General features: G+C 59.7%; 16 protein-coding genes. 6 read left to right on the top strand and 10 right to left on the bottom strand.

Annotation, left to right across the window (positions count from 1 at the left end; all coding sequences use genetic code 11):
* Positions 1–925: 925 nt before the first annotated feature.
* On the top strand, positions 926–1,477 hold the full coding sequence (locus tag BV034_RS10185; protein ID WP_050026656.1) for a hypothetical protein: 552 nt from the start codon (positions 926–928) through the stop codon (positions 1,475–1,477).
* A gap of 116 nt (positions 1,478–1,593) precedes the next feature.
* On the opposite strand, the gene BV034_RS10180 is transcribed toward BV034_RS10185, so the two are convergent.
* The 6 genes from BV034_RS10180 to BV034_RS10155 all read right to left on the bottom strand — a co-directional run bounded on the left by BV034_RS10180 (position 1,594) and on the right by BV034_RS10155 (position 12,091).
* A complete protein-coding gene (locus tag BV034_RS10180) occupies positions 1,594–2,235 on the bottom strand; it encodes a plastocyanin/azurin family copper-binding protein (RefSeq protein ID WP_050026654.1) in 642 nt (213 codons plus the stop codon).
* A gap of 140 nt (positions 2,236–2,375) precedes the next feature.
* A complete protein-coding gene (locus tag BV034_RS10175) occupies positions 2,376–3,998 on the bottom strand; it encodes a Do family serine endopeptidase (protein ID WP_050026652.1) in 1,623 nt (540 codons plus the stop codon).
* A gap of 265 nt (positions 3,999–4,263) precedes the next feature.
* Positions 4,264–7,251 carry a Sel1-like repeat-containing protein kinase family protein gene (locus BV034_RS10170; RefSeq protein ID WP_050026650.1) on the bottom strand — a complete coding sequence of 996 codons (2,988 nt, stop codon included), beginning with the start codon at positions 7,249–7,251 and terminating at the stop codon, positions 4,264–4,266.
* Positions 7,252–7,358: 107 nt separating this feature from the next.
* Positions 7,359–8,879 (bottom strand): glutamine-hydrolyzing GMP synthase, encoded by a 1,521-nt coding sequence (gene guaA, locus BV034_RS10165; protein ID WP_050026649.1) that lies wholly within the window; start codon positions 8,877–8,879, stop codon positions 7,359–7,361.
* A gap of 293 nt (positions 8,880–9,172) precedes the next feature.
* Complete coding sequence (lon, locus tag BV034_RS10160; protein ID WP_050026647.1) at positions 9,173–11,617, bottom strand: endopeptidase La; 2,445 nt, start codon at positions 11,615–11,617, stop codon at positions 9,173–9,175.
* 69 nt (positions 11,618–11,686) lie between these two features.
* Entirely contained in the window at positions 11,687–12,091 is a 405-nt protein-coding gene (locus BV034_RS10155) for an Hsp20/alpha crystallin family protein (RefSeq protein ID WP_050026646.1), read from the bottom strand.
* A 540-nt stretch (positions 12,092–12,631) separates the two neighbouring features.
* On the opposite strand from BV034_RS10155, the gene BV034_RS10150 reads away from it, so the two are divergent.
* Positions 12,632–13,195: a hypothetical protein gene (locus BV034_RS10150; RefSeq protein WP_050026644.1), complete on the top strand. Its 564-nt coding sequence runs from the start codon at positions 12,632–12,634 to the stop codon at positions 13,193–13,195.
* Positions 13,196–13,355: 160 nt separating this feature from the next.
* Here the strand turns inward: BV034_RS10150 and BV034_RS10145 are convergent, their stop codons facing one another.
* Positions 13,356–13,679: a hypothetical protein gene (locus BV034_RS10145; protein WP_265592840.1), complete on the bottom strand. Its 324-nt coding sequence runs from the start codon at positions 13,677–13,679 to the stop codon at positions 13,356–13,358.
* A 231-nt stretch (positions 13,680–13,910) separates the two neighbouring features.
* Between BV034_RS10145 and BV034_RS10140 the strand changes: the two genes are divergently transcribed.
* Positions 13,911–14,363: a hypothetical protein gene (locus BV034_RS10140; protein ID WP_050026641.1), complete on the top strand. Its 453-nt coding sequence runs from the start codon at positions 13,911–13,913 to the stop codon at positions 14,361–14,363.
* Positions 14,364–15,045: 682 nt separating this feature from the next.
* Here BV034_RS10140 and BV034_RS10135 read toward each other — a convergent pair.
* Both BV034_RS10135 and BV034_RS10130 read right to left on the bottom strand, forming a co-directional pair.
* Complete coding sequence (locus tag BV034_RS10135; protein ID WP_050026639.1) at positions 15,046–15,600, bottom strand: peroxiredoxin; 555 nt, start codon at positions 15,598–15,600, stop codon at positions 15,046–15,048.
* Positions 15,601–15,750: 150 nt separating this feature from the next.
* Positions 15,751–16,278, bottom strand: coding sequence for a peroxiredoxin (locus tag BV034_RS10130; RefSeq protein ID WP_050026638.1), 528 nt, complete (start codon positions 16,276–16,278; stop codon positions 15,751–15,753).
* Positions 16,279–16,469: 191 nt separating this feature from the next.
* Here BV034_RS10130 and BV034_RS10125 point away from each other — a divergent pair, with 191 nt between their 5' ends.
* Entirely contained in the window at positions 16,470–17,360 is an 891-nt protein-coding gene (locus BV034_RS10125; RefSeq protein WP_050026636.1) for a DMT family transporter, read from the top strand.
* A gap of 80 nt (positions 17,361–17,440) precedes the next feature.
* On the opposite strand, the gene BV034_RS10120 is transcribed toward BV034_RS10125, so the two are convergent.
* Positions 17,441–20,437 carry a c-type cytochrome gene (locus BV034_RS10120; RefSeq protein WP_050026634.1) on the bottom strand — a complete coding sequence of 999 codons (2,997 nt, stop codon included), beginning with the start codon at positions 20,435–20,437 and terminating at the stop codon, positions 17,441–17,443.
* A 245-nt stretch (positions 20,438–20,682) separates the two neighbouring features.
* On the opposite strand from BV034_RS10120, the gene BV034_RS10115 reads away from it, so the two are divergent.
* Together BV034_RS10115 and BV034_RS10110 are read left to right on the top strand one after the other, a co-directional pair.
* Positions 20,683–21,462: a DUF1003 domain-containing protein gene (locus BV034_RS10115; RefSeq protein ID WP_265592839.1), complete on the top strand. Its 780-nt coding sequence runs from the start codon at positions 20,683–20,685 to the stop codon at positions 21,460–21,462.
* 114 nt (positions 21,463–21,576) lie between these two features.
* A partial coding sequence (locus BV034_RS10110; protein ID WP_050026632.1) for an AcvB/VirJ family lysyl-phosphatidylglycerol hydrolase occupies positions 21,577–22,422 on the top strand: 846 nt, incomplete at its 3' end.

Below are 22,422 nucleotides of genomic sequence, written 5' to 3'. Positions count from 1 at the left end.
TGGGGCGTTGCCCCAGGCTGGTATGAACCCGGACCTTCGGCCCTTCTGAATGGGGCTCACCAGTTACAGTCGTGGCGGGTGCACCATCGCGGCTCCGAGGCGCGCCAAGGCAAAACAGCAAGACGATCCGTTTTCCCTGATCTGATGGCATTGGCCTATAGGGGCGGAGGCCACGAAGCGGACACAGCCCCTGGGTTCATCCATCCCCTCTCAATTACGGCCTGAAGGGTCGCGCGAGAGGTTCGCGTGCTATTGGATGGTCATTCGGCGGTGGTTGAACGAGCACGCACTTTGAGGCAGCAGCCATCTCTCGTGCCCATACTAGGCACGGCTCTTGTGCGGCACGGATACCCAGGGCTTCGCCCCTACGCTGGACTCTTTGGGCCTTCAGGCCCTCTGCTAGCAATCGCGCGAGACTTTACAACCAAATCCAAACACGCCCTACAAGTGCGCGACACTTCATCTGGAGGACACGTCCCCGAGAACTATCACATTTGATACAAATGTTCATAGAGTCCGAAAGCAACACCCATAAAATCAAAAGAGAAATGCATAGTTGCAATAAACACGCTTGCACACTTACGGAAAATATCTATATTGCGACCCGTAGCAGCAACTACTATCATTTATGCAAATTTCCTCTCCTCTTCGTGTCGTGCGTCTGATCGCCGTCCTTTTCCTCGTGATCGGACCCTTCATGAAGTGAGCAGCTCAGGTTAGAACTCGACCGGATTTTCCAACGCAGCACAACGAAGGAAAACGACAGAGGCCCGGGACCGCATCAAGCGGCCGGGCCTTTGTTTTTTTTTCGGGAACTGCGAAACCTACTGCCCCGATCCTTCGCGTCTGATGGGGCGTCGCCAAAAGTAGGACTTTCCCTGCGGGGAGGAATCTGCAACTCTCGCAGGGTAACGTTTCCCGTCCCATGAATGTCACCCAAAAGCTTTTTCTCACTCTTTGTTCTGTAGCGCTCTTGCAGGGAGGCCTGGCTTCGCCTGCCTCTGGACAGACCACCACGCCCAGCGCGACTGATGAAGTGGAGAGCAATCCGCAGTTCTGGCAGGCATCCTTCGGCAATGGGGGCCACTATCTCGTCAAACTGGGTTCCATCATCAGCGCCTCGAAACACGAGTACATCTCAGACGCAGCCGCACGGGTGGTGGAGGTGACCATCGGCACCTCCTCTGAAGTGGTCGCCCGGTTTTATTTCTTTGAGCCCGTTCTGCGGGACACTCCAATTGCTGCCGGCCAGATGCTGCTCAATCGGGCAGAGGAGGTGAAAAACCAGGTCGCCACCAGAGTTGCCCCCTCAGCAGGCAAACTCCAGGTGGTGAAAAACTACCCCACCTCCACACACGCGCACACGGTCGAGTACGCGCTGCAAACGGAAGCCGCTTTGGGCTCCCTCTACAACAGTTTAATGGCCGCCATTCACACCGGCCGAGGCAGAACCTGGAAAGAGCCTGCACCGAAGTAGCAGCAAGCAAATTTGCCGGTCCCTGCCAGTGTACTCACCGGGGCCTGGCCAACAAAAAAGCTTCCCGGTAATGCTACCGGGAAGCTCGAGGATTGAATCACACTTGTGATCGAAGGCTATTCCACTTTCATGGTGCCTTGCATGATCATCGAGTGTCCAGGGAAGGTGCAGAGATAGGGATAGTCACCCTTTTCTTTGGGAGCGGTGAACTCGACGGTTTCCTTTTCCTTGGCGTTGAGAAGCTTGGTGTGGGCGAGTACATCGGGACCGTCCGGAACAAAACCGCGGGGCATCCACTTCGTCATTTCGGCCATCATACCGTTTGCAGCGGCAATCAGCCTGTCCTTGGAGCCAGCGGCACCGAGCACCCAGTTGTGCTGAAGTGGGGTCATGCTGTCATTGTCGAAAGTCACCTTGACCGGCTGTCCTGCTTTGACCGTGAAGCTGGTCACATCAAAGGACATGGGATTCGCAGCACCCGGCTTCAGCGTGACCAGCACCGCTCCACCCTCTTCCTTCACTGAAGAAGGAGCCGCTGTCGGTGCGGCTGCTGTGGGCGCCGCAGCAGCAGGAGCCGCCGCTGCCGGGGCATGTGCTGCGTCAGGAGCCTTCTTGCTCCCAAACGCGTTCATGAGGCCACCTCCGATGAGCACAGTACCGGCACAGAGCGAGAAAAGGGCAAAGGCAAGGCCGATGAAGACATTGGCTGCGCTCCAGAAAGAGCCGCCACCTTCGTGGGAATCGTGATGGGTGTCCATGATGTAGAATAGAGGGCGCTCAAGGAAGCACGGAAGCCGCACGGGTCAAGAAATGCCCGTCCTCCCGTGTCCCAGAGCATGAAAAAGAAAAGGCCGGACTCCGAAGAGTCCGGCCAACTAGAAAGCGATCGCTCAACGCATCAGTTCCGGATCACGAGGAACTTGGTCTGACCTGCACGCAGGATCTTGAGCTGCACAGCGGCACCGGCGTCACCCTTGTGCGCTCTGGCCTCTGCAGCCGTTTTCACAGGCTGGCGATTCACCTGCAGGATGACGTCACCCTCCTGAAGGCCCACTTTGGCCGCAGCGCTGCTCTCCTCGACAGAGGTCACCACCACACCCGTCACATCGGCCTCAATCGTGTACTCCTTGCGCAGCTCGTCGGTCACGTCCTCAATCCGCACGCCTTCAAGGAACCCGGTCGGCTTGGCCTGTTTTCCGCCACCCTGCGCCCCGCTGGAAGCGAGCTTGTCGGTATCGAGCTTCTCAAGCACCGCGTTCAGCTCCATGCGCTCCGGCTTCTTGGACTGTTCGTTGAAACGCACGACATCGAATTTCACCGTCTCGCCAGGGCGCTTGGAGCTCACCATGAGACGAAGTTTGGAGGGCTCCTCCACTTTCTCACCATTGGCCCCTACCACGACGTCACCTTCCTCGAAGCCAGCTTTGGCCGCCGGGGAGTTCTCCACCACACGGGTGACCGTGACGCCCTCTTCGTCTTTCAACCCCAGGAAGTCCGCCATGCTGGGATCCACTGGATCCATCTGGATGCCGAGGAATCCGCGATCCACCTTGCCATCATCGAGCAGGTCCGCCGCAATGTTGAGTGCCATGTCGATCGGGATAGCCAGGCCAATCCCTGCGAACATGCCGCTCTGGGTCTCGATCGCAGTGTTGATGCCGATCACACGGCCCAAACCATCCACCAGCGGCCCGCCGGAGTTGCCCGGGTTGATGGCTGCATCCGTCTGGATGAAATTCTCATAACCCGCCTGACCTCGCCGGCCAATGATGCCGAGCTGGCTGCGTCCGAGCGCGCTGACGATCCCCTGCGTGACCGATTGGGTCAGCCCCATGGGCGAACCCACAGCCAGCACCACATCTCCTACCCGCAGCTTGGAACTGTCGCCAAAGACGGCGTGAGGAAGGTCCGTGCCATCAATCTTGATCAGAGCCACATCCGTCTGGGGATCCGTGCCAATGACTTTGGCCTCATACTCCTTCCCGCGACCCGCGATCACCACTTTGATCTGGTCCGCACTCTCCACCACGTGGTTGTTGGTGAGGATGTAGCCGTCCCCGGTCAGGATCATGCCCGAGCCCAAGCCGGTCTGGCGAGGCTGCTGAGGGCGCTGGCGATTTCTCCCACCAGGACTGGGTTGATTGTTGTCCCCCGGTTCACCCCCGCGACGCTCCATCCAGTCGCGGAAGAACTCGCGAAACATGGGCGGAAGCTGCTCCAGATCGTCCTCACTCATCTCGGGCATGCTCCGGCCAGGCGTGCCCTTCTTGGAGTAGGTGCTGATGCTCACCACACTGGGGAGGATGCGCTGCACGACATCCGCGTAGCTCAAGGTGAGCTGGCCCGCGTTCGCGAGAGGCGCGGAGTCACGGGTCACCTTGGTGGCGAAGTCCGCGCTCGTCATCGTAAAGGACGGCTCCTTCGCCTCAACCGGCTTCTGCTCCTGAGCAAAAGTAAGGGCTGCGACACCGAAAACTCCAACTCCTGCAAGGGCCAGTACTTTGGGATGCTGTATTTTCATGGATTAGATTGATAAACTTGCTGCCTCATCCGGCTCCCGGATGGGCATGAAACTGCGAGCATTACAGACGACAGGACACGCATTTTGTTGAATGTTATTTGTCGCCTTTTGTTTGAACGAACAGGTACGGCTTTTGTTTTGGCCAATCTTGCCATTCTCACGCCTCTCACTGCAAGAGCTAGAGCAAGCCATTCCCACGAGGTGGCATAGCGCAAATTCTCAAAATTGCGGAAATGCAGGCGTCACTTTGATCCGCCAGGCGACCCTAAAACGTCACGCCCTTCTGGCGGCACCATCCGGCAGCCGCGGCATTGCCCTGCTTGGCAGCCTGCTGATACCAGCGCGAGGCTTCATCCCGGTTGGTCAGCACACCGGTCCCGTATTCCAGGCACTGGGCATAGAGCATCATGCTTTCAGCGTGGCCACGACCGGCCCCTTCCGCGAAGAGTTGCACGGCGCGTTCCGCGTCAGGAGACGTACCCTGACCGCGCAAGTACAGCGCCCCCAGGTTTCCACAGGCGCTCGCCACTCCCGCGCCGTACGCGTCCGTGCAGAGCTGGAAGGCCCTTGCATCATCCCGCTCCACACCAATGCCCCGGGCATAACACACCCCGAGGAGGTCCTTCGCCACCACGTCACCGCCTGCGGTGGCCTTTTCCAGCAGACTGGCCGCCTTTGCGCCGTCTGGCGGCGTGCCCCAGCCTTGCAGATAGCACTCAGCCAGAGGGATGTAAGCCGCCACATCACCGGCAGCGCTCGCCTTTTCAATCCACACGAAACCGCTCCTTTCATCCGCAGGGCCGCCCTCCCCTCTCAGATACGCCCTGCCCATGGCCAGCATGGCCTCCGAGCTGCCCGACTGCGCAGCGCGTTCCGCTGACCCACGCAGCTCCTTGGTGAGCTTGCCACCCGTTTTGCGCAAGTCTTGCAGCTTGGAAATCAGACTTGGATCGGAAGCCAGGGGAATCGCCATCGCCACTTCCACAGGAGGCGCACTTTTGGCCACCGCCGCACCTGCGGGGGACGCTCCCGCTCCACTTCCAGGGGAGGAGGTTCCCCCATGCTTGGCCAACGCCTCCAATTCCTTCACCACCGGTTTGCTGGGCGGAGGGAGGCTGAGCTTGGCTGACTTCCCGGTATCGGGGGCAACCGGAAGGTCGATTCTGGTGGCAGTCGCCGCCTTCTCATCTGCCTTGGGGGCAGGAGTTGGCGCGGAAGTCTTGTCCTTGTCCCCCTGCAACCAGACAGCTCGCCCTGTGTAGTGAGCCAGCCCGGCACCCACCAACAGCGCCCCCGCCACCACCAGGGTGCAGGTGACCCAAAAAGGTCGCTTGGAGCGCACCGACATCCAGGAACTTTCCACCGTAGAGCTGCGCAGGCGCATGCCAGAGCGCATGGGCGGCAGGGCGAACTCCTCATCGAAGTCATCCTCCACCTCCTCCATGGAGGATTTTTGAATCAGCGCCTCGGCAAATCCCAGTGCAGGTTGCTCTTCTTCCGCCACAGGCCGCTGTTGTTGCGGCATCGGAGGGGGCGGCGAGGCTCCTTTCCGGGCCGGCAGCGCGGTTCCTGCCTTGGGCATCTCCCTGGCAGCCCCTTGGGCAGGCTCCACGCCACTCAGTTCCGCATGAGGCACCGTCGGCTTGGGCTGCACCAGTTCGTATTTCTGAACCAGCTTGGCAAATCGAGAAAGAAATGAAGCGCGCGGGGAAGGCACGCCTTTGGCCGTACGCTGGAGTTCATCTTCCAGCAGTGCACAGACAGAGTCGGTCTGAGGAATGCCCGTCACATGCTTGCTGGCAGAGCCGTCCGGCATGCCAACGAGACAACAGCCCAGCGCCGCCATCCATCCACCATTCCAAACGGGGCTAGCCCCACCTTTAGTCGGCCCTGGCAGAGGCAGCAGAAGACCGGGATCGGTCCCACGACCTGCCATGCCATGCATGCAGGGGTGGGTACGAATCACGATGGAGAATCCCGGCCACTCGTTCAGCTTCGTGTTCAACAGGCCAGTATCCACGGGTGCCTCCTTGCCGAAGCCGGTGAAAAGATAAATGTCCTCAAGGCGCAGGCGATGGCAGGCCACTCCGGCTTTTTCCATCTGCTCCAGCGCGGCATCCATGCTGGCCAGCACCACATAGACTTCCTGTGGGTCCAGCACTCGACGGACTTCGAGCAGATCGCTCAACGGCACGCCTTCCACCGCCGTCTCGCCCATGCACTCGATCTCTTCTCCGTGCTCGACGAAGACGACGGGGATGAGGTTCGGATATTTCCCCTTGGGCAGATTCTGCACCTGACGGAGCGCAACATCCGGGAAATTTCCCGCAAGTCGCCTAGGTGGCAACTGCTCCACCACCACCGTCTGCCCCGTCTTCATGTACATCCCCCGCAGCGCATAGGGCTGGGCCGGGGTCAGTTTCTGGCTCTGGATGCGTACGGTCTGGCTAATGCTGCGAGCCAACTCCTGGAAGTTGGCCATCATGGGGGCAAGATATGGCTTGGGCTTGAGCGCGGCGGAAAGCTCCCCCTCCTGCGGGGCGGCGTCCAGCCTCTCAAGATCGGCGATTGCTTGCGACAACAATGCCGCTCCCTGGAGACTCCAGGAGCTCAACACACGCGTCAGTTGCTCCTGCAGTTCAGCGCTGCGCACCGTTGCTTCGTCTCCTTCGGTAGACTTCCGGAGATGCTCTCCCAGCCAGGTCTGAAGAAACTGGATCTGCTGACCCAAAGCTTGGGGTTCCGCCTTGGCAGCATCTTTCGCCATGACGAGACAATAGTCCGCCAACACGGCAACCAAACTCTGTGGGCCGGCCTGCACGAGCCGCAGGCTTTCAAGTGCCCGCGTAGGCAGACTGTCTCCCAACGGCCCCAGCCCCTCCATGGCACGGAGGACAGCCTTGGCTAGCTTCACCGCCACCCGGGCAGGCAGATCTTCCCGGCGCTCCAAATAAGCCCGCAGGGTCTCCCCATCCACGTTTTCCGTGATGTAGAAAGCACTGCTGTCATCCTCACCATACTCCACCACCCTTGCCCGGAGGGGATGCCCCTTGTCTGCAAAGAGGCGGGCGCGAGATTCAAAGGCCGCATGATCCTCCACGGGATCCAGCAAGACGTGGCAGTGCACGAAGACCTGCCGCCGTGAATCGAAGGCAAAGACCGCCACCTGCTCGCTGGAGCGCAGGACTTCAAGGTTGGCCCCATCAGCGTCTTGGGCGATCAGGTAGTGACGAAACTGCGTAGGAGTGGCCATGCTGCTTACTTGACCCGGAATTTCATCAGGCCGGGGGCGTTTTGCAACCCCTTACTAGCAAGATACAAGCCACCGGCCGGATCGTCCGGCCGGGGCCCGTAGGGAACTCACTCCCACTCAATGCTTGCCGGGGGCTTGGTCGAGATATCATAGAGCACCCGGTTCACCCCTTTGACGGAGTTCAGGATGCGATGGGATGTGGCGCGCAGCACTTCGTGCGGCAACTCCACCCAGTCGGCGGTCATGGCGTCTTCACTCACCACCGCGCGCAGGGAAATGGCCTGCTCATAGCTGCGTTCATCCCCTTTCACTCCCACGGTTTTCACCGGGAGAAGGGCGGCATAGGCCTGCCAGGTCTTTTCATACCAGCCGGAGCGGCGCAGCTCCTCGATGAAGATCGCATCAGCGTTGCGGCAGATTTCGAGACGTTCTTCCGTCACCTCGCCCGGGACACGCACTGCCAGGCCTGGCCCTGGGAAGGGGTGACGCCAGAGTGCGCGATGAGGAATGCCGAGGGCTTCCCCGAGGGCGCGCACTTCATCTTTGAAAAGCTCCGCAAGGGGTTCAATGACGCGCCCCTCTTCCTTGAGTTCCAGCACCCGGTCCACACGGTTGTGGTGGGTCTTGATCTTGGAGGCAATGGACCCACTGGTGGCGCTCTCAATCACGTCCGGATAGAGGGTCCCCTGAGCCATCACTTCAATGTGGTCAGCGGCACCGAAGAACACGTCCAGGAACAGGTTTCCGATGATCTTGCGCTTGGCTTCCGGATCGGTCACGCCCTTGAGCGCTCCCAGGAAGGTCTCACGGGCATCCACCACCTCGATGGGTACGCCCACTTCCTTGAACTGGGCCTGCACTTCTTCGGACTCATTTTTGCGCAGCAGACCATGATCCACAAACAGGCAGCGTTGCTTGATGCCCGCCTTGTGAAGCAGCACCGCCAGCACGGTGGAATCCACGCCGCCGGACACACCGCAGATCACTTCGCGCCCACCCACTTCCTGACGAATTCTTTCGATCATCTGCTCCTTGAAGGAAGCGATGCTGAACTTGGCCAACCGCCCGGCTGCAAGCCCGAGGAAGTTGTTGAGAATCTTTGTTCCCTGGTGGGAATGAGTGACCTCAGGGTGGAACTGGATGCCAAAGCAGGCCTCACCCCACTGGAGGGCTACGGGAACCGCATCCTGGTTGGTGGCGATGACCTTGGTGCCCTCAGGCAGGTTTTGCACCGTGTCGCTGTGGCTCATCCAAATCTGGGAATCCGCAGGGATGCCCTTGAAAAGCACGCTGTCGTTGGCAATCAGGCGGGCCGGGCCGTACTCACGGGTCACCCCCGGTTTTACGGTTCCGCCATGCTTGATGTTGAGAAGCTGCATCCCGTAGCAGACCCCGAGAATGGGAACGTCCAAGGCACGCAAGGCGTCGAAATCCACATCTGGAGCATCGACTTCTGAGGTGCTGCGAGGGCCGCCGCTGAGGATCACCGCACCCGGTTTGTTCAGCTCTTTCAGCTGCGTAGGCGCATAGAGGTGGGACACAAAGCCCAGTTCGCGGACTCGCCGCACAATGAGCTGGCTGTACTGCGAGCCATAGTCCAACACTGCTACTTCGCCTTCGGTCATCATAATTTTGAATGGAAGGCGGTAGTCATTCGCGCAGATTGGCGGGATGTCAAAGGGGGAAGAACGGCAAACTGCAATTGCAGGTTCGCTTCGGCATGGCGTTCCGTTGAGTGAGAGGGCCAGTTGGGGGCAAGATCCTGAAGCAGCTTGGTGGACTGCCTGTTGAAGGAGAGCCAGTCACGTCAGACGCTTCCGTCAGGCCCGGCGGTTGTGTTTGAAGCACAAACCGCCGCACCTTCGACAAGGTCAAATTGACACAGGAAGGAGACTCCGCCGCCGCAGGCACCGCAGGGAGGTCACGGGGTCCGCTCGTTGACCAAGGCCTCCCGCAGAACCTCGTCCACCGTCTCCACGGGAATGATGCGCACGGTCTCCCGCACTTCCGCGGGCAGTTCGGGCACATCTTTCTCATTGAGCTTGGGAATGAGGATCGTTTTGATCCCAGCCCGGAGTGCGGCGATGGATTTCTCCTTCAACCCACCAATCGGTAGCACCAGCCCCCGTAGCGTCACCTCACCTGTCATGGCGACGTCCTTGCTGACCGGACGCCCTGTGTAGAGGGAGGCCAGGGCGGTGAACATGGCAATTCCGGCGGAGGGACCGTCTTTGGGCACCGCCCCAGCGGGGACGTGCACATGCACCTCTGTTTCCTCAAACTCCTTGGGATCGATCCCCAGCGCCCCTGCCCGGCTCCGCACAAGGCTCAAGGCCGCACGCACGGATTCCTTCATGACATCGCCAAGCTGGCCGGTCAGGATGAACCCTCCCTTGCCCGGATACCGCACGGCCTCAATGTGCAGGATCTCCCCACCCACCGAAGTATAGGCCAGGCCCGTCACCACGCCAGGAGCACTGCTTTGCAGCCGGCTTTCCCGACCAAATTGTGCCGCCCCCAGCGCCTCTACCACCACGGCTGGGGTCACCTCCACGCGATCCGTCTCCTCCTTGGCCACCCGGGCAGCCACATGACGCACCACGGAGGCAATCTGACGCTCCAGATTGCGCACGCCTGCCTCGCGGGTGTAGTCTTCGATCACTGTGGCGATCGCCTCATCCGTCCAGGGACACTGTTCCGGTTTGAGCCCGTGCTCCTCCACCTGGCGACGTACGAGATAGTTCCGCCCAATCGCGAGCTTTTCCCGCTCGGTGTAGCCCGGCAGCTGCACAATCTCCATGCGATCCCGCAACGGCGCAGGCACGGTGTCCAGCGTGTTGCAGGTGGCGATGAACATCACTTGTGACAAGTCAAAGGGCAGGTCCACATAGCGATCCACGAACTCATGGTTCTGACGTGGGTCCAGCACCTCCAGCAAGGCGCTGGCGGGATCGCCTCGAAAATCCGCGCCCATCTTGTCCAGTTCATCAAGCATGATCACTGGATTGCGAGTGCCCAACCGGCGCAGCTCCTGAATAAGCCGTCCCGGCATGGAGCCGATGTAGGTGCGCCGATGCCCACGGATCTCCGACTCATCCCGGATGCCGCCCAGGCTGATCCGGGCAAACTTGCGACCGAGTGAGTCAGCGATGGACTGACCCAGGCTTGTTTTACCCACACCTGGAGGACCTAGGAAACAAAGGATCGGGCCATGTCCGGCCGGGTTGAGCTTGCGCACGGCCAGATACTCGATGAGCCGGCGCTTGATCTTCTCCAGGCCATAGTGGTCACGATCCAGAATCTCCTGGGCCTTCTTCAGATCCACGTGTTCCTCATCCTGCTTCCGCCAGGGCAGGTCCGCCAGAGTCTCCAGATAATTGAGCGTGACGGAGTGGTCCGGGCTGGCCGCCGGAGTGATCTCGAGCTTCTTCAGTTCCTTCTTGGCTTGAGCCTGGGCCTTCTCAGGCAACCCGGCCTCATCCAGTCGACGGCGCAGATCTTCCACCTGCTCCTCCGTGCCACCGTCTTCACCCAGTTCCTTTTGGATGGCGCGCACCTGTTCCCGCAGATACGCCCGCTTCTGGGCCTCGGAGAACTCGCTCTGCACGTCCTGGCGCAGCTTGCTTTGCAGCTCGGCAATGTGCAGTTGATTGTACAGATGGGCTTGGAGCCGGGCGATGCGACGCAGCACATCGCGCTCCTCCAGCAGGGCTTGTTGTTCTGCCACCTCCAGCCCCAGGTTCGAGGCAAGAAAATCGGTGAGCGTGGCCGCATCATGAATGCCGTTCACCGCGTTGACAGCTTCCTCAGAGGCATCGGGACGCAACTTCAGAAGCTTGACGGCAGACTCGCGCAGGTTGCCCATCGCCGCAGCAGTGTTGTCGTCGGCTGGCGGCAGCACACTGGCCAGCACCTCCACCTCAGCACGCAGAAAAGGCTCTGTCTGCACCGGATTTTGCACCCGGATGCGATCCTCACCATGCACAAGAATGACCACCCCGTTCTGGGTCTGGCGCATCATGCTGATGACCTTGGCCAGCGTGCCATGTTCATACAGGTCTGCCGGTCCCGGTTCATCATTGTTGGGGTCCTTTTGCATCACCAGGGCCAGCATCTTGCCTTGAGGGAGGCTCTCCTCCAGCAAGCGCAGGCTTCCCGCCCGATTCACATTGAGTGGAACGACGGTCCCAGGGAAAACAATGGTGTTACGCAGGGGCAAGACTGCCAGGGTGAGCGGGTTGGCCGGGGGCTCTCCTGTGCGGGATGATCCGCCTGCAGGACTTGCATCGGAGCCAGCCACATCCAGCACCGGAGCGACCGGGGCTGCAGGAGGAGAATCGTCGGGGGAGCGAGTCTCAGTTTGCATGGAAAGTAAGGGGAAAGGAGCGTTCACAGCAGGGGTGTTTTTGAAATCGTGGAAGGGGTTGTCAGGAGATCAGGCCTTGGGGAGGGAGATCCAGAGCCACCCGTTTTCCTGTCGGGCATGCGCCTCGGGCACATTCAGATCTACGGGAAAATCAATGGTGCGCTCGAAGCTGCCATCAGCGATCTCCATGATGAGGATGCGCCCGCAAGGCGGGTGTCCACAACTTGCCTCCGGGGCACTGCGTTGCCCGCGGAACACAAGCCGTCGATCCGTCAGCTCAATGAGGATCTCGTCTTTGTTTACGCCGGCCAGATCCACGCAGACCTCAAACTTGGAAGGATGCTCGTAAACATTGACCGAGGGGCGCCAGACGCCTGCCGGAGGCCGAAAAGCGCTGTGCCGAAGTTTTTCGAGCTCCGAGACCAGCTTGTCCGCCCTCGTGACAATGTGCGTGAGGCGAATTCCACGAGGCATCGTCGTTCGGATGGTAGATACCATCACTACGGGTCGGGGATGTTGCGACTCCAGGGGACGTGTAGAACTGGGCATGGCGGGAAGATGTGGTGCGGAAGACGAGTTCATCTCGGGGCACATGCGCAGCCCCATGGATGATACGAACGTCGGCAATCGAGTGGGGGCAAACGTTGTTGGAGCCGGAAGAGCCTGGAATACTCTCCATGGCACCGGCAAAGTGGTTGAGAACTCTAGTTCGTCAGCCGCGCCACTCACGTCAAATCACTCCAGCCACGCCTTGCCCATGCGAGTCCGTTATGCATCGTCACCCTTGTTGCACGCCGGAGTTCTGACGCCAAGGGCGTCCAACAAAGTAGCCCAGCCCACACTTTTCATCCTCAGTCGCCGCCCGGAGGACAGGCACACTTCGCTTTGACACTCCGTCGCCAAACATGTTAGCCTGAGCTTTTCCCGTCAAACTCCCGTTTGCCCAGCCCATGCCGCTCAATATCGAGCACGCCCACTTCGTCCCCCCTCACATCCTGATCTCGATCACTCCCCATGAAAACCTCGCTTCGCTCGTTGTTCATCGTCCCGGTGCTCCTCGCCGCAGCACCACTTGGCCTGCTCAAAGCCCAGGACTCGGCCGCAGCCTCCAACCGCCGGCCCGCCTCAACCGTCAAAATCGTGCAGCCAGACGGCACCAAGCAGGAAATCAAACTGCCGGCGCGAGAACTCCTCGCCTCAGATGGCAGTCTGACTCTCTATCCTGGCGATGAAGTTCACCTGGAGTTCGAGGAAAAGGCCGGCAAGCTGAGCAATCCCAAAGTGGTCGCCACCGTCGCCGCACCGGAGCGCACCATCACCTTCGAAATGACCCATCAGAAGGAGATCACCATTCTCAGCCGCACCACCAAGATCCAACAGACGGTGGCGATGGACTGCGGCAATCGCAGTGGCAAACGAGAAGCATACTCCCCCACCAATATCCGCCCCACGGAAAAAGGGCTGGCCTCGTTCGACAGTTGGCCAGGCTCGGTCTGGTCCATCAAGTTGACTAACATCGAGGTCAGCGACCGGTCAGCTCAAGACGTCTATATGGAGAAGGTGAACAAAAATCGGTAGGAGCGTAAGGCTGCTGCCCCACCCTCTTCCCTCCCACCAGATCCGAAATGTCCCCGCAGCATTGTGCGGGAGTAGTTCGGGCCTCCTACACGGCAGATTGGCGTCAGTGTCGATCACGGGGCGTTGCTGCCTAGCCTTCACAGTCGCCAACCAACGCTGATCAGGGGTGCTTGAATACAATCCGTCCTTCCCGATCCACGCCCAGCTCGTACGGCAAATGGTTCTGGAAGTAAGCTCCTCCCGACCGGATGTAAAAACCCGTATCATCGCCCGGGTAACCAGCTGGAGGGATGATCCATTCGTAGATTCCTGCCTCTGGTTTTAGAGAAAGATTGGTTGCCTCGTTAAAGATGGCACGTCTGACATCGTCCCCCTTGCACCAAGAAGCGAGTTGCTCGATCGACTCAGGAAGGTGCCCTTCCTTGGCTTCGAAGTCTTTCGCCAGTCCGAACAAGGCCTTTAGTCTGACATAGTTCTTCGGCATCTGGCTGGGTTGCGAGACTCTCCCGATGGGCACCGAACTGAGCTGCCCCAGCAGCAAGCCGACCGAAAAGCACAAGAGTCCGAGTATCGATGGCCTCATATAGCAATCAAGCGCGCCTGTTTTCCCAGAATATAGGCAGACGCAATTCATCGATCAACGTTAAACGGACCATGGTGACCAACTGGCAAACCTATTGACAAAACCCTGCCATCCTTGAATCATATTGGCTCAATGGGCGAGATCGTGTTGTTTCTCGGCGAATTGTTCATGATCATTATCGAGCTGACCTGGTGGGCGCTCGTGTTCATCTACTATGGCTTGATGGCCATATTCAGCCCCCGACATCGCGCGAAGTTCGTCAAGGAGTGGCGGGAGTCCACTCTCAGCAAGATCGGCATGGTCCTCGTTGTTGGCGTCGCCATCGTCTGGGTCGGATCGATGGCGTGGTTCTGGACAAATTTTTTGATTTCCGAGCCCGAACCGAAACCTCAGGACAGACTGGCGGAGTTCTTGACGCCCCAGGCCGTGGAGCGACTGGCCAAAACCAAAGAATTGCCTGAGCTGGCCACTGAAACAGGCAAGGCCGCCATCGAGAAGTTTAAGTCCACCTGGAAACTCCGACCCTCCGACAAGGAGGCTGATGATGCAACGCGGGCCAATCTCGACGATCGAGCAAAACAGTGAAACTCCAGCGATCTTGGTATGAAGACACCTCCGCGCTTCCTCGAAGAGGATATGGCTAAAAGCCCAACGTTGGCGAGCTTCCAGCGAGTCCACGTTGGGTATGGAGTGATATGGATTACTACTCCGAAGGAGTTGTGGCGGTCTGACCGCAGCAACTCCTTCGGGCGGACACTTCACGCACCATGACCGTTCGCAAGCGACGAGCTCGCCGGAGCGCCGAAACTCCTTCGGAGTAATGGGTTCTATCGTGAACCCAACGTAGCCTCGCCCAAGGCTCGTCAACGTTGGGCTTGTGGCCGGATCCTCTTCGAGGAAGGGCTTCGGATGAAGACGGGCACAAAAAGGGCCATACCACTACCTCAAGTGCACCGCCATGGGGGACCCAGACATCGAGTGCAATCAGACATGAGAAGCCTTCCCACGAGCTAGAGCATGTCGGCAGGCGTCATTGGCGGTCAGCTGTTCCGCCGCATTTCCAACGACTTCTCTCCGCTCACAACCCGACGGGGACCGTCGGACTACTCCGCCACATGGTCTCCAGCGTGGTCCGCAGTCGCCGCGGGATGACGACTCACTCCTCCGACTCACGGTTCATGAGCCAACTCGCGCAAAACTGACGCACTGACGCACTGACGCACTGACGCACTGACGCACTGACGCACTGACCTACCGGTCTACTGAATTACTGATTTACCGACTTACCGTCCGTCTGAACCACCTTCAGCACGTCCGCCGCCTGTTCCACGGTGGAGGCCTTGGCGTCATGCCAGATGACCTTGCCGTCCTTGATCAAGAACGCCTGGCGTGTGGCCATACCCACCAGAGGAATTTTCTTCACGCCAAACTCCTTGAGAATCTTCCCGTCCGGATCGGCCAGCAGGGTGAAGGGGAGATTGTATTTCTTCTCAAACTTCTTCTGCGCCTCCACGTCATCCGTGCTGACTCCCACAACCTGAATGCCAGCCTTGGTGAGATCAGTGTAAGCATCCCGCAGGCTGCAGGCTTGCGCCGTGCAGCCCGGGGTGTCGGCTTTGGGGTAAAAATAGACGAGCGTGAGGCCCTTGAGATAGATGTCCTCCAGTTTGACGGTCTTGCCGTTCTGATCCTGGGCCTCCACTTTGGGAGCGGCATAGGGATCAACGAGTTTGCCCTCGCTGGCGTGCGTAAAAAGGCTGGAGAAGAGTCCCATGGCGACAATCAGGGTGATGAGGATCAGGAGGAGTTTCTTGAATTTCATGACCTCAAACTGGGGAAAGCAGAACGCGGGTTCAGCGGATGTTACGTGCGCCAAATGCGAATTGGATTCAATCGCTGCATCTCTCCCCCAAACAAAAAACCCCGCGTCCCTTACCGGAACACGGGGTCAAAGAGTCTCCTGTGAGGAGGCTTACTTGGCTTCTTCCACTGCCTTCAGTGCGTCTTCCGCCTGTTTCTCGGTCGCGGCGGCTGGGTCGTGCCAGACCACTTTGCCGTCCTTCACGAGAAAGGCTTCACGGGAAGCCATGCCATTAGGGCGCTTGGCGACCTTGAAGGCATCAATAACCTTGCCGTCCTTGTCAGCGATCAGCTGGAAGGGGAAGGTGTACTTTTCTGCGAAGGCCTTTTGGGCCTCCACAGTGTCCGCGCTCACGCCAACGATCTTGACGCCTTTCTTGGCCAACTCGGCATTGCCGTCGCGAAGGCTGCAGCCCTGCTTGGTGCATCCTGGGGTGTCGGCCTTCGGGTAGAAGTACACGAGCACAAACTTGTTGTCCTTGTACAGGTCAGCAAACTTGACGACTTTGCCCGTCTGGTCGGTGCCTTCGATGGCGGGAGCGGCGTAGGGAGGATCAACTTTCACGGCTTTGGGTCCGGCGATGACGCTGGCAGCAGCCAGCAGGGTAAGGGAAAAAACAGCGGCGATGGATTTCTTCATGGCGGGAGCAAAACGCGAAAGCGCCCGGCAGTCTAGCAAGAATGGGAGTCGAGTTCACAGTTCCAGACGCTCTGGGGACGAAGGTGCCGGATGTGGCGGCATCTCCCGCACAGGTCCAATTTCGGAAAATTCCCCTCCGCCCTCCCCCACCCTGCGTTATAGAGACCTCCCTCTCCCGTTTCCCGTCTTCCATGCCCGCATCCACCGCGATTATCATTTTCCCGGCCATTGCCGCACTGATGTACGTCTTCAGCGCGCTGTTATTCAAGCGGTCCAGCGAAACGGGTGTCGGCTTGTGGCGGACTACTTTCGTGGCCAACCAAATCGTCGGTCTGCTCTTTGCCCTGCTCTGGCTGCTGGGTGGTAGGGAAGTCACCTGGGACATTCTTTGGCAGCCGGGGCTGATCGCCCTGTGTCTGTTCATTGGCCAGCTCTCCCAGTTCCTTGCACTCGAAAAAGGGGACGTTTCCGTCGCGGTGCCGATTTTCGGACTCAAAGTAGTGCTGGTCGCCGTCTTTACGCCGCTCGTGGTCGGCATCCCCGTGTCACTTGCGCTCTGGATCGCCGCCTTTCTGAGTGTGGCGGGAATCACGCTCCTCAACAAGAAGCACGAAGGCAAGCGGCCGAAGAACATCGGTGTCACCCTCATGGCTGGCGGTGTGGGCGCAGTGAGTTTCGCCCTCTTTGACGTGCTCGTTCAGAAGTGGGGGCCGCAGTGGGGTGTCGGCAGGCTGCTGCCGCTGATCTTTGGCATCAACGCACTCCTCTCTTACAGCCTGATCTTCCTGTTCAAGGCCCCTTTGCGCGAGATCCCCAAAACCGCATGGAAGTGGCTCTGCGGAGGCTCCGTGCTCCTGGGCACGCAGAGCATCATCTTTGTCAGCACCGTCGCGATTTACGGCCGCGCCACGGCCGCCAACATCATCTATGCCTCACGCGGCCTCCTCAGTGTGACTCTTGTCTGGCTCATCGGCCACTGGTTCGCCAATCAGGAACAAAACCTCGGCGGCAAGGTGCTCGCCTGGAGGATGGCAGGCGCCGCCCTCATGATGACGGCGATTGTCCTCGTGGTCGTGGGGTGATGAAAAAAGTTAGATGTTAAGCGTTAGACGTTATGGGGAGGCATCGGACGGCCTCCCCATAACTCTCAACTTCATCTAACCTATTTAAACATCGGATCTTCCTTGTTCCCCTTGCTCAGCAGGTAAGCCAGCAGGTCAAGGATATCGTTCTTGCTCAAGGTGCTGAGCAGGCCCGGAGGCATCATGGAGACTTTGGACTGCTCCATGCTCTTGATGAGCTTGCGATCCACGTTTTGCAACGCATTGGGATCCATCATGTTGATGTTCAGCGTGATCCGGTCGCCCGCCAGGTTCATGATTCGACCGTACACCTTGCTGTCATCATTGAGTGTGACTTCAAGCTGGCCGTACTGATCGCTGATCTCCTTGCTGGGCTCAATGATGTGCACAAGCAGATCCCGTGGGCTGTACTTGCCCGCTACGCTGGTGAGATCCGGCCCGATGGCGCCGCCTTCTTGACCGAAACGGTGACAGGCAAAGCAGGTGGCTTGGCCGAACATGTTGCGACCATTGACGAAGTTGCGGCCACCTTCGAGCCCCGCTCCGAGCAGACCTTCGATGTCCTCCACCGTGTAGTTTTTCACGAAGGACTTGAGGGTGAAGGTGAACTGTGGAGCCTTCACATCTGGCTTGGCTTCAAGGATGGGTTTGAGCGCCACTTTCTCTGCCTCCGTGAGACCCGCCTCAGCATCCTTGCGGATGTCCTGCATGAAGAGGTCGAAGCTCGCACCCCCCTTGTAGGTGGGAGCCCGCAGGCACACCCACTTGAAGTAGCGCTCACGCAGTTCCGGGGTCCAGCCATTCTTGGCAAAACGCAGGCTCTGGGCGAGAGCGATCTGCTCCTCCTGAGTCGGAGCATTTTCCAGGATCGGAATGGCCTTGGCCACGAAGGCACTGTCACCAAGGAACGTCAGCACATTCACGAGGTCCACATCCAGCCAGGGTTCACTGGTCGGGAAGATGGAGGACAGACGGCCAATGGCCTTCTCACGCACGCCGTCCGCTGGCTCCCCGAAGCGGGCGAAAGCCAGCATGTTCACTCGCACGTAAAGCTCTCGATCAGCACCTTTGAGATCGGCGAACTTGATGCGCTCCAGCGCATTCATCACCGGCTCATAGAGCGCTTTGTCACCGTTGGAAGCACGGGTGAGCGCCATGAGGGCGATCAGCGAGGCACGAGGCGAAGTTTCGGCCAGGGCCTTGTCCTTCCACGTGGCGAGGGGCTGATGCTCCACCGCAATGCGTGCGGCAAAACGGATGAGACGGTCGGGATGACCGAGCTGCGGCCAGGCAGCCGCCAGCGCCTTGGGATCCTCCTTGCCGTGGAAGGCTTCCAGACTGCGTCGCAGTTCATGGAGTTGCTTCTCCTCCCCCTCAAGCACCGTTGGAGCGGGAGCAGTGCTCTCCTTGCCCGTGTACGTGACCCGGTAGAGACCACTCTGCACACGGCGGCCACCAATGGTGATGTAAAGCGCGCCATCTTTGGGGGAGACTGCCAGATCCGTGAGCGGCAGCGGATTGGCACTCATGAACTCCTCGAACTCCGCCTTGTACCCAGCGCCCTGGGGCTTCATGTGCACAGCATAGAGTTTGCCATAGCTCCAGTCAGAGATGAAGAACGCCTCCTGGTATTTGGCCGGGAACTTGGCCCCATACCCGAATGCCACCCCAGTGGGTGAACCCGGGCCGATGTCAGTCACGGGCGGGAGGCTGTCCTCCCAGCGCACCGGCCACTTCTTGGAAAGGGAGCGCCAGCCAAACTCGCCACCGCTCTGCACCATGCACACGCGAGTGGGACGGTACCAAGGCACGCTGAAATCCCACTCCATGTCCGCGTCAAAGGTGAAGAGATCCCCCTGGCGATTGAAGGCGGCGTCGTATTCGTTGCGGAACCCGGTGGTGATCAGCTCCCAGGTTTTGCCATCAGGATCTGTCTTCGCCACCCAGCCACCCGGAGCCATGACATCCCGCATGAAGCCACGTCCGACCAGCGGCGGCAGCAGCACGTCCTCCGCCCAGTGGCGGGGCACACGGCTGCTGTTTAGCTCAGTGATGGGCGTCTGGTTGCCCACGATGCAGTAGAGAGACTTGCCGTCCGGCCCCAGCACCACGGCGTGCGGACCATGTTCGCCGCCCTTGTTGGGGAAGGCCCGGAGCTGCTCCACTTTGTCGAACTTGTCGTCTTTGTCCGTGTCGCTGATCCGGTAGAGGCCGCGGGGGAACTTGTCGGAATTGGTGATCGCGTAGAGGTGGCCAAAGGCAAAAAGGAGTCCTTGGGCCTCGCCGATCTCCACGGCGATTTCCTCGATCTTCGTATCCTCAGGCTTGCCATCCAGCGCGGGAAGCGTCACCCGGTAAAGCTTGCCATACTGGTCGCTCACAATGAGGCGGCCTTTGTCATCGAAGGTATTGGCCACCCAGGAGCCTTGGGTCTTCAGCGGCACGCTGTAGAGGAGCTCGGCCTTGAAGCCTTCCTTGAGCTTGATGTCCTTCACCGCCGTGGCTTCGGGTTCCTTCAGGTTGGCAGCCGCGGCCAGGCTCTTTTCATTGAGCTTGGCCCACGGTCCACCGCCCAGCGGGGCGAGCGCGACAGCGGGTTTCCAGTCCTTGTCATCGAACTTCACCTGCTCCCAGCCCGCAGGTGCCGTCTCGCTGGCCTTCCAGGTTGCGTCCGTGACGATCTCGGTCTGTCCTTTGTTGCGAGTCTCGATGATGAGCTTCACCAGCACCGCGCCTTTGTTGCCGCCGCGGTTGGTTCCTGTCACCGCCAGCACGTTTTGGCCTTTGACCACGGCATCACTGACCTCCTTCACCTGGACTTTGTCCCACCCTTGGCCGGTGAGCACGGGTTTGCCATTGATCAGAACGGTGAGCTCGTCATCTCCAGTGGCCTGCAGGCGAACGGTGTCACTCTGCTGGACAGTGAACGTTTTGCGGAGGTACACCGTCTGGTTGGGTTTCGCCTCGGCGGCGGACCAGATCCACTGCGGCGTCTCTGCAAGCGCCGTAAATGCGGCGAGACTGAGCGCGGCCGTGGCGGCGAGGGGGATGGTGATGCGTCGGTAGAGTGAAGGCATGGGTGGTAGCTTAACGGGACGGAGAAAACTGTGGGAAGCTTAACGCGTACATCAGGAAGGGAATTTCAACTGTGACGTGATCGCGGGACAGACCGACCGCCTTCGGGGGTACACAAGACTTGAAGACACAAGACGCAAGACTTGACGCCGGGGGCGCGGTACGTGCTCGGGAAAACCAGGCAGTCTCTCCGTGCGCCCACCGATAAACTGATCTACTGATACGACCGGACCACTGCGTTACCAAAATGCACTCGCACCCTCCTCCCCACAGGAACTCTCACGGCCCCTCCGGGGTCTGTCAGGCGACCCAGAAGACGGTGCCTCATACGGAGTTGGTCCCCCTGGATGCCCTCCGGCCTACCATCGCCAGGAGAATCTTCACCGAGTATCCGGACTTGAAGCCTGGCTCATTCGTCTCTCATGAGGTGCTGAATGCCGCCCGGCTCGACTACGTGCGTGATGCCCTGAAGGATCAGTTGGGAGAGCTAACCCATTTGGATGAGGAGGTGGTAGAAAGTCTGCACAAGCATGAGGTGCTGAGTGCCCGCCCTCTGGATGAGACAGAGGAAAAAGAGTCCAGTTTCGGTGCGCGTCTGGCAGACAAGATTGCCAGCTTTGGCGGGAGCTGGACATTCATCCTCACCTTTGGTGGATTTCTCGTTCTCTGGATCGCGGTCAACGTCTGGTTTCTGGCATCGCGGGCATTTGATCCCTACCCCTTCATTTTGCTGAATCTGATCCTCTCCTGTCTGGCGGCCATGCAGGCCCCCGTCATCATGATGAGCCAGAACCGCCAGGAGACCCGGGACCGGCGGAGGGCGGAGAATGACTACAAGATTAACCTGAAGTCCGAGCTCGAAATCCGCCACCTGCACGAAAAGGTGGACTACCTGCTGCACCAGCAGGCGACTCGCCTGCTGGAGATCCAGGAGATCCAGCTCGACCTCATGCGGGAGCTGGCTCAGGGAAAAAGTGATGCTGGGACGCGGTCGGCTCGAAAAGGTGACGAGACAAATCACGTTTAGGTCCCTCCCAGCTTTCCCCCGGGCCAGGGTGGCCGTTTTTTCACTATTGCTAGACTGTCCTTGGACAGTTCTATTTGCCTGACTCCTCCCGCCTCCGCTTTCCTGACTGGTCCCATGATGCCCTCCGTGCTTCACCGGCTGCTGCCGGTCCTTTTGCCGTTCCTGTATCTCTCCTGCCTGGCCCTGCCGATACCCGCTTTCGCCCAGGACCAGCCCGTCGCGGAGGATGACGTCCCCATTCCGCGCGCTGACATCAAGCTGGCCCACACCACCGCCTCCGCCCGATTGTATGAACCAGATGAGCGCCCCCCGGTGGCGGTCATGGTTTTCGGCTCCGGAGATGGAGGCTGGTCAGCCTGGGAAGATGCCGTGAGTCACTGGCTACGGGATGCTGGAGTCTATGTGATCGGGCTGGATCTGCGCGAGTATGCAGCCAAGGACTACACAGCAGAGCTGTTGGGCAGAGACATGGCCACGCTCGCTGCAGAAGCCGCCAGCCGGGGTGGTGGCGATGCCACCACACCGGTCATCTATGCGGGCTGGAGCATGGGAGCGGTGCAGGCTGTCCCAGCAGCAGCCTGGAAGGAGCGCCCTGCCGCACTCAAGGGCATCATCATGCTCAGTGCCGACAGCCGGGGGCGGTTTGGCCTGAGAGCCTCAGATGAACTCGGCGTCACTCCCACCGGTCCTGGCACCTTCAATCTGGGCGACTTCACTCCGGCGATGGCGGGCCTGCGGGTCGCGCAGTTCCATGGGGGCGCGGATTTCATGGCTTCCACCGCGTGGATTCAAGGCCTGAAGACACCTCATGAACTCTACGTGATCGGCGGTGCCAATCATGGCTTTGACGGACCGGCCGACGAATTTGCCGAGGATCTCCTCCGTGGTGTGCATTGGGTGCTGGGCGACGACAGCGCGGCGGCGCCTCCACCGGAAGATGAACTCCCCTTTGGCCTCTCC

The sequence above is a fragment of the Verrucomicrobium sp. BvORR034 genome (assembly GCF_000739635.1).
Classification (GTDB): domain Bacteria; phylum Verrucomicrobiota; class Verrucomicrobiia; order Verrucomicrobiales; family Verrucomicrobiaceae; genus Verrucomicrobium.
This window is presented reverse-complemented; position numbering and strand designations above follow the sequence as displayed.

Excerpts from the sequence above, each read along its gene's own strand:
- BV034_RS10185 (WP_050026656.1), top strand. The coding sequence starts at position 926 with ATGAATGTCACCCAAAAGCTTTTTCTCACTCTTTGTTCTGTAGCGCTC.
- BV034_RS10180 (WP_050026654.1), bottom strand. The coding sequence starts at position 2,235 with ATGGACACCCATCACGATTCCCACGAAGGTGGCGGCTCTTTCTGGAGC.
- BV034_RS10175 (WP_050026652.1), bottom strand. The coding sequence starts at position 3,998 with ATGAAAATACAGCATCCCAAAGTACTGGCCCTTGCAGGAGTTGGAGTT.
- BV034_RS10170 (WP_050026650.1), bottom strand. The coding sequence starts at position 7,251 with ATGGCCACTCCTACGCAGTTTCGTCACTACCTGATCGCCCAAGACGCT.
- guaA (WP_050026649.1), bottom strand. The coding sequence starts at position 8,879 with ATGATGACCGAAGGCGAAGTAGCAGTGTTGGACTATGGCTCGCAGTAC.
- lon (WP_050026647.1), bottom strand. The coding sequence starts at position 11,617 with ATGCAAACTGAGACTCGCTCCCCCGACGATTCTCCTCCTGCAGCCCCG.
- BV034_RS10155 (WP_050026646.1), bottom strand. The coding sequence starts at position 12,091 with ATGCCTCGTGGAATTCGCCTCACGCACATTGTCACGAGGGCGGACAAG.
- BV034_RS10150 (WP_050026644.1), top strand. The coding sequence starts at position 12,632 with ATGAAAACCTCGCTTCGCTCGTTGTTCATCGTCCCGGTGCTCCTCGCC.
- BV034_RS10145 (WP_265592840.1), bottom strand. The coding sequence starts at position 13,679 with ATGCCGAAGAACTATGTCAGACTAAAGGCCTTGTTCGGACTGGCGAAA.
- BV034_RS10140 (WP_050026641.1), top strand. The coding sequence starts at position 13,911 with ATGGGCGAGATCGTGTTGTTTCTCGGCGAATTGTTCATGATCATTATC.
- BV034_RS10135 (WP_050026639.1), bottom strand. The coding sequence starts at position 15,600 with ATGAAATTCAAGAAACTCCTCCTGATCCTCATCACCCTGATTGTCGCC.
- BV034_RS10130 (WP_050026638.1), bottom strand. The coding sequence starts at position 16,278 with ATGAAGAAATCCATCGCCGCTGTTTTTTCCCTTACCCTGCTGGCTGCT.
- BV034_RS10125 (WP_050026636.1), top strand. The coding sequence starts at position 16,470 with ATGCCCGCATCCACCGCGATTATCATTTTCCCGGCCATTGCCGCACTG.
- BV034_RS10120 (WP_050026634.1), bottom strand. The coding sequence starts at position 20,437 with ATGCCTTCACTCTACCGACGCATCACCATCCCCCTCGCCGCCACGGCC.
- BV034_RS10115 (WP_265592839.1), top strand. The coding sequence starts at position 20,683 with ATGCACTCGCACCCTCCTCCCCACAGGAACTCTCACGGCCCCTCCGGG.